At 64.1% G+C, this 6,056-nt stretch carries 6 protein-coding genes; all 6 read right to left on the minus strand.

Annotated elements, in window-relative coordinates; translation table 11 throughout:
- Positions 1 to 222: helix-turn-helix transcriptional regulator (locus EN781_RS23090; RefSeq protein WP_145965586.1), on the minus strand; the 222-nt coding region annotated here is incomplete at its 3' end.
- Between the two features lie 139 nt (positions 223 to 361).
- Positions 362 to 1,954, minus strand: a complete 1,593-nt coding sequence (gene lnt, locus EN781_RS23095; protein WP_126056674.1) for an apolipoprotein N-acyltransferase — start codon at positions 1,952 to 1,954, stop codon at positions 362 to 364.
- Between the two features lie 137 nt (positions 1,955 to 2,091).
- On the minus strand, positions 2,092 to 3,165 hold the full coding sequence (locus tag EN781_RS23100) for a hemolysin family protein (protein WP_126056675.1): 1,074 nt from the start codon (positions 3,163 to 3,165) through the stop codon (positions 2,092 to 2,094).
- Between the two features lie 27 nt (positions 3,166 to 3,192).
- Positions 3,193 to 3,687 carry an rRNA maturation RNase YbeY gene (gene ybeY, locus EN781_RS23105; RefSeq protein ID WP_126056676.1) on the minus strand — a complete coding sequence of 165 codons (495 nt, stop codon included), beginning with the start codon at positions 3,685 to 3,687 and terminating at the stop codon, positions 3,193 to 3,195.
- A gap of 12 nt (positions 3,688 to 3,699) precedes the next feature.
- Positions 3,700 to 4,749: a PhoH family protein gene (locus tag EN781_RS23110; RefSeq protein WP_126056677.1), complete on the minus strand. Its 1,050-nt coding sequence runs from the start codon at positions 4,747 to 4,749 to the stop codon at positions 3,700 to 3,702.
- Between the two features lie 79 nt (positions 4,750 to 4,828).
- A partial coding sequence (miaB, locus tag EN781_RS23115) for a tRNA (N6-isopentenyl adenosine(37)-C2)-methylthiotransferase MiaB (protein ID WP_127400362.1) occupies positions 4,829 to 6,056 on the minus strand: 1,228 nt, incomplete at its 5' end.

The following is a 6,056-nucleotide window of genomic DNA, read 5'->3' on the forward strand; positions in this document are numbered from 1 at the left end:
AAAGAAGGCTACGGGCACGCTGAGGATGGACGCTATGGCCTGCAAGCGGCTGGCGCCGACCCGGTTGGTGCCTTTCTCGTACTTCTGGATCTGTTGAAACGTGATGCCGAGATTCTCACCCAGCTTCTCCTGGCTCATTCCAAGCATATTTCGCCGAAGCCTGATGCGACTTCCGACATGGATGTCGATCGGATTCGGCTTTTTCTTGTTTTCTTCTGTCATTTTCTCCTCGCCGAATTTTTCCGGCTTTTTCTATTTTTTCTTGCCCAAACGAAGCCGGAGCCAACTGCCCCAACAGAACCTCCAACCGACTTCGAGAAATTTCAGGCGCTTACAGTATGAGTTTCTAATGTGTCGGCTGTCAATTCACCCGTAGCCGCTGCCTTACATTCCATGCGAGGGCTCCCAGCGCGAACAGGAACATGATCAGCAATCCGTTAATGCGCCGCCGATCGGCAGAAATGAGGGCGCGCCCAGAGATCGGTACGCGTGCGTCGATGGCACCGCGCGTGTTGACTGCGAGCGCGTCGACAATGCGGCCGCGCGAGTCGACAATGGCGGAAATGCCATTGTTAGCCGCGCGCAACAAAGGCAATCCATTCTCCACCGCGCGAATCTGGGCCTGCCTGAAGTGCTGGTATGGTCCCGGCGTGTCGCCGAACCACGCATCGTTCGTGACGTTCACAATAAGCTGAGATGACGCTGCGTCAACCGTCACAAGGTCGGGGAAAATGACTTCATAGCAAATGAAGGGGAGCGCCCGCACGCCGTCCGGCAGCGCGATCGGATGGCGCACGTTGCCGGGCGCGAAATTCATCGGGCCGGCGACCAGTTGTTCGACCCCGAAGCGGTCGAACAGGTCGGCGAAAGGCAGATATTCGCCGAAGGGCACCAGATGGATCTTGTCGACGGCGTCGGTGATCTCGCCCTTGTCGTTGATCGCCACCACGGAATTGTAATAGCGGCTGCCGGCGCCCGCCGCCGAGCCGCCCTCTTCGCGGACGACGCCGGCGATCAGCATCTGGCCCTCGCCGAGCATGTCGCCCAGCGCGGTCAGCGCGTCCGGACGCTCGGTGAAGAGGAACGGCACCGAGGTCTCCGGCCACAGGATCAGCTGCGGCTTGGCATGGCCGGATTCTGGCGCCTTTCCCGACAGGCCGAGCAAGGTGGCGAAGATGCGGTCGCGAACCGAAGCGTCCCATTTTTCGCTGAGGTCGACATCCGGCTGCACGATTCGGACATCGACCGAACGGGTCGCCGGCTCGACCCGGGCGGCGAGCCTGGCATAGCCGAAGCCGACATGGGCGGCGACAAGCAGTATGAGCAGCGCGAAACCCAGGCGAAGCTGGCGGCGCGCCGCGACGAGAGCGGGCAGCGAAAAGACGAAGACGGCGAGCGTGTTCATGCCGATCATGCCGGTCACCGAGACGCTCTGCATCAGCAACGGCACCGGCATCGCCGCATAGCCGATGGCATTCCACGGAAAGCCGGTGAACAGGAAGTCGCGCAGCCATTCCGTCAGGCCGAAGCCGAAGGCGAGCGCGGCGATGCGGCCGATGTCGTTGCTCCAGAGCAGCCGCGCCACGACCGTGGCGAAACCGTAGAAGAATGCGAGCGCGAAGGGGATGCCGACCACCGCGAAGGGCAAGGCCCAGGCGAAGCTGTCGGCTTCGACCAGCAACGCCTGGCCGATCCACCACAGGCCGGCGAGGAAATAGCCGAAACCGAACCACCAACCGATGGCGAAGGCTGGTTTCAGCCGCCCCAGCCAGCCATCGGAGGCTTCGCCGGTCGCGCCATCGATCAGCCAGACCAGCAGCGGAAACGAGATGAAGCAGACGGCGAAGAAATCGTAGGGCGCCTGGGCGAGGACCGCCAGCGCTCCGGCGAGAAACGCCACCAGCGCCCGCCGCCACCCCCACAGCAGAATTATCCGGCCGGCCAGGCGCTGCATACAGGCTTCCGAGTCGCGCGAATCACGGCAAAAGATTTATCAGGCCGCGGTCCGCGCTCCAAACATCGATAAGCGCAATCTGATGTTATCTGTGTTACCGGTGCCAGCCCTCGATGCTGAGATCATGGGGGCAGATTTCAGGCCTGCTCGGCGCGGGCGGTGCGGCGGCGGCGCTCGCCCTTCTGGATCTGCACGATGCGCACGCGCTTGACACGGCGCGGATCGGCGTCGAGCACGTGGAATTCGAAGCCGGGGATGGCCTGCACCACCTCGCCGCGGGCAGGCACCCGGCCCAGCGTGTTGAAGATCATGCCACCGATGGTGTCGACATATTCGCCATGCTCGCCGGCAGTGAAATCCTCGCCGATCATCTTGGCGACCTCGTCGATCTCGGCCTTGCCATCGACGATGAAGTTGCCCTCGCCGGTCTGGGTGATCATCGGCTCGTCGTCGTCATGTTCGTCCTCGATGTCGCCGACCACCATCTCGACGATGTCTTCCAGAGAGGCGAGACCGTCGGTGCCGCCATACTCGTCGATCACCAGCGCCATCTGGGTGCGCGTTGTCTGCATCCTCCCCATCAGGTCGGAAGCGAGCATGGAGGGCGGTACGAACAGCACCGGGCGGATCAGGTTGAGCTCGCCGATGGTGCGGGCGAGATCGACCTGGGCGAGGTCGAGAAGCGTCGCCGCCGGGGTCTTGCGGCTGGTGCGTCCCTTCTTGACGCGAGCCAGCTTGGTGATGTGGGCCAGCACGTCGCGGATATGGACCATGCCGCGCGGGTCGTCGAGCGTCTCCGAATAGACCGGCATACGGGAATGGCCGGACTGTTCGAAAAGGCCGAGAAGATCGCCCAGCGTCGTCGTGATCTCGACCGCCTCGATGTCGGCGCGAGGCACCATGACGTCCTCGACGCGCACCTCGCGCAGGCGCAGGATGTTGTTGAGCATGGCGCGCTCGCCGGGCGAGAAGGCGCCGGCGTCGCTCGCCGTTTCGGCCAGCGCGTCCGCTATCTCCTCGCGCAGGCTGGTTCCGTTACGCTGCCTGAACAGGCCAAGCACGCGATCGAACAGGGAAGGACCGGCAGGCGATGGCTCGCTGGCGATGCTGCCGGTCGTGGTACTCGGACTCGAGCCCTCTTCCGTCTTTTCGGAAGGCTTGGCCGCACTGCCGGCGTCGGGGCGGGCGGCAGTCTCTGGTTTGTCGTTCATCGTCGTCCGGTCAATTGGTCTTTTTAGTTACGCGTAGGGATCGGGAATGGCAAGCCTCGCAAGCGCGGCGCGCTCGATCGCTTCCATCTCCTCGGCCTCGGCGTCGGTCTCGTGATCGTAGCCCAGCAAATGCAGCAGGCCATGGATGACGAGATGGGTGATATGGTTCGCCACGGGCTTGTCTTCCAGTGCCGCTTCCCGTGCGACTGTCTCGGCGGCGAGCACGATATCGCCCAGCATCGGCGGCAGCGGACCGTCCTTCGATAGCGGAAAGGCAGGGAAAGACAAGACGTTGGTCGGGTTGTCCTTGCCGCGCCAGCCGGCGTTGAGCTCGCGGATATGAGCGTCGTCGGCAAAGACGATGCTCAGCTCGGAAGCGCCCTCGATGCCGGTTTCGGCAAAGGCGGCAGCTGCGGCGCGATCGACCAGGCGCGTCAGCGCCATCTCATCGGGCCAGTCGCCGGCCTCAATCGAAATATCGATGTCGACGGGCAGGCCGCCGGGTTTCCTGTCTTCAGCCATGCGGCTTTTTCGTCAGCTTTCCGCGCCCAGGCCCCTGGCCAGTTTGCCGTCCCGGTCATAGGCCTTGACGATCTCGGCGACCAGCGGATGCCTGACGACGTCGCCCTCGTTGAAGCGTACCGTCACCATGCCGGTTACGCCGTCGAGGATGCGGAGCGCCTCCACAAGGCCGGACTTGGTGTTCGGCGGTAGGTCGATCTGGGTCGGATCGCCGGTGACGATCATGCGCGAATTCTCGCCGAGACGGGTGAGGAACATCTTCATCTGCATCGGCGTGGTGTTCTGCGCTTCGTCGAGGATGACAGCGGCGTGCGCCAAGGTGCGGCCGCGCATGAAGGCCAGCGGCGCGATCTCGATCACTTCGGCAGCGATCGCCCGCTCGACCTTGTCGGCCGGCATCATGTCGTAAAGCGCGTCGTAGAGCGGCCGCAGATATGGATCGACCTTCTCCTTCATGTCGCCGGGCAGGAAGCCCAGCCGCTCGCCGGCTTCGACCGCCGGCCGCGACAGCACGATGCGCTCGACCATGCCGCGTTCGAGCAGCATGGCGGCATGCGCCACCGCCAGATAAGTCTTGCCGGTGCCGGCCGGGCCGATGCCGAAGACGAGCTCGGAGCGCTCCAGCGCGCGCATATAGGCGTCCTGGTTGAGCGAGCGGGCATAGATCGTCTTCTTGCGCGTCGCTATCTGAGCGGCGGACATCTTGCCCTTGCGCTCCAGCGTCGGCAACGTCAGTTGGTCGTCGGCGGCGATCGCCATGCGCACGGCGCCGTCGACGTCGGACTGACCGATGTCGACGCCCTTCTGGAGAATGCCGTAGAGGTTGTCGAGCGCGCGGCGCGCCTGCTCGGCGGCAGAGGCCGAGCCCTTGATGGTCAGCTGATTGCCGCGCGAGCGGATGTCAACGCCCAACTTCTGCTCGAGCCTGGCCAAGTTTTCGTCGAACTGGCCATACAGGGCGCTGGCAAGCTTGTTGTTGTCGAAGGTCAGAACGATGTGCGCCATGTCGGAAGCCCCAGATGCCTGGTTCGGGGGCAAGTTCTTCAGTTCAGCAGCGCTCAACCGTCTCTCCTCATCTGCCGAGGCTTGTGGCTATGCATGTCGTTGTCCCAAACCCGCGGGCACTTTTGGGCGACATGCATCAGGCCAACTCGGCGAACAGGCTATTGTAGCCCGTCCTTGTGATTCGTACCTCGATAATGTCACCGATTTCGCCGGCCTTTTCATCAACAATAACCGGCTGCAGCCAGGGCGAGCGGCCGACCTTCTGGCCGGCCTGGCGGCCCGGCTTCTCGATCAGCGTATCGATGGTCCTGCCGACAAGGCTCGCGCCGAAACCCTGCTGCTGCTCCAGGAGTAGCGCCTGCAGGCGCTGCAGGCGCTCGTCCTTGACGGATTCCGGCAGGTGGCCGGCCATTTCGGCGCCTGGCGTGCCTGGACGCGGCGAATATTTGAATGAGAAGGCCGAGGCATAGTTGACCTCGCGCACCAGCTGCATGGTCGCTTCGAAATCGGCTTCCGTCTCGCCGGGAAAGCCGACGATGAAATCGCCGGACATGGCGATGTCGCCGCGCGCGGCGCGGATGCGATCGATGAGCGCCAGATAGTCGCGCGCCGTATGCCTGCGGTTCATCGCCTTCAGGATGCGGTCCGAACCCGACTGCACCGGCAGATGCAGATAGGGCATCAGCGCCGGCAGGTCTCGGTGGGCGGCGATCAATTCATCATCCATGTCGCGCGGATGGCTGGTGGTGTAGCGCAACCGCGCCAGGCCAGGAATCTCGGCCAACCTAGACAGCAGGCGGCCAAGCCCCCACTCCTCGCCGCCTTCGCCCTCGCCGTGCCAGGCGTTGACGTTCTGGCCAAGCAGCGTCACTTCACGCACGCCGGCTTCCGCCAGGCGCTCGGCCTCGGCGACGATCTGCGCCACCGGCCGCGAGACTTCCGAGCCGCGCGTGTAGGGCACGACGCAGAAGGTGCAGAACTTGTCGCAACCTTCCTGCACCGTGAGAAAGGCGGTGACGCCGCGCTTGGCGACCTCGGCGCGCTTCGGCTGCGGCAGGTGCTCGAACTTGTCCTCGACGGCATAGTCGGTCTCGACGATCTTCTCGCCGCCACGCACCCTTGCCAACACGTCGGGCAGCCGGTGGTAGGTCTGCGGACCGATGACCAGATCGACGGCCGGCGCGCGGCGGATGATCTCGGCGCCTTCGGCCTGCGCCACGCAGCCGGCGACGCCGATCAGCAGCTCACGTCCCATCCCGGCCCGTTCAGCTTTCATGTCGCGAATGCGGCCAAGCTCGGAATAGACTTTTTCCGCCGCCTTTTCCCGGATGTGGCAGGTGTTGAGCAGGACCAGGGCGGCATCA

It is taken from the genome of Mesorhizobium sp. M4A.F.Ca.ET.090.04.2.1 (assembly GCF_003999085.1).
Taxonomy (GTDB): Bacteria; Pseudomonadota; Alphaproteobacteria; order Rhizobiales; family Rhizobiaceae; genus Mesorhizobium.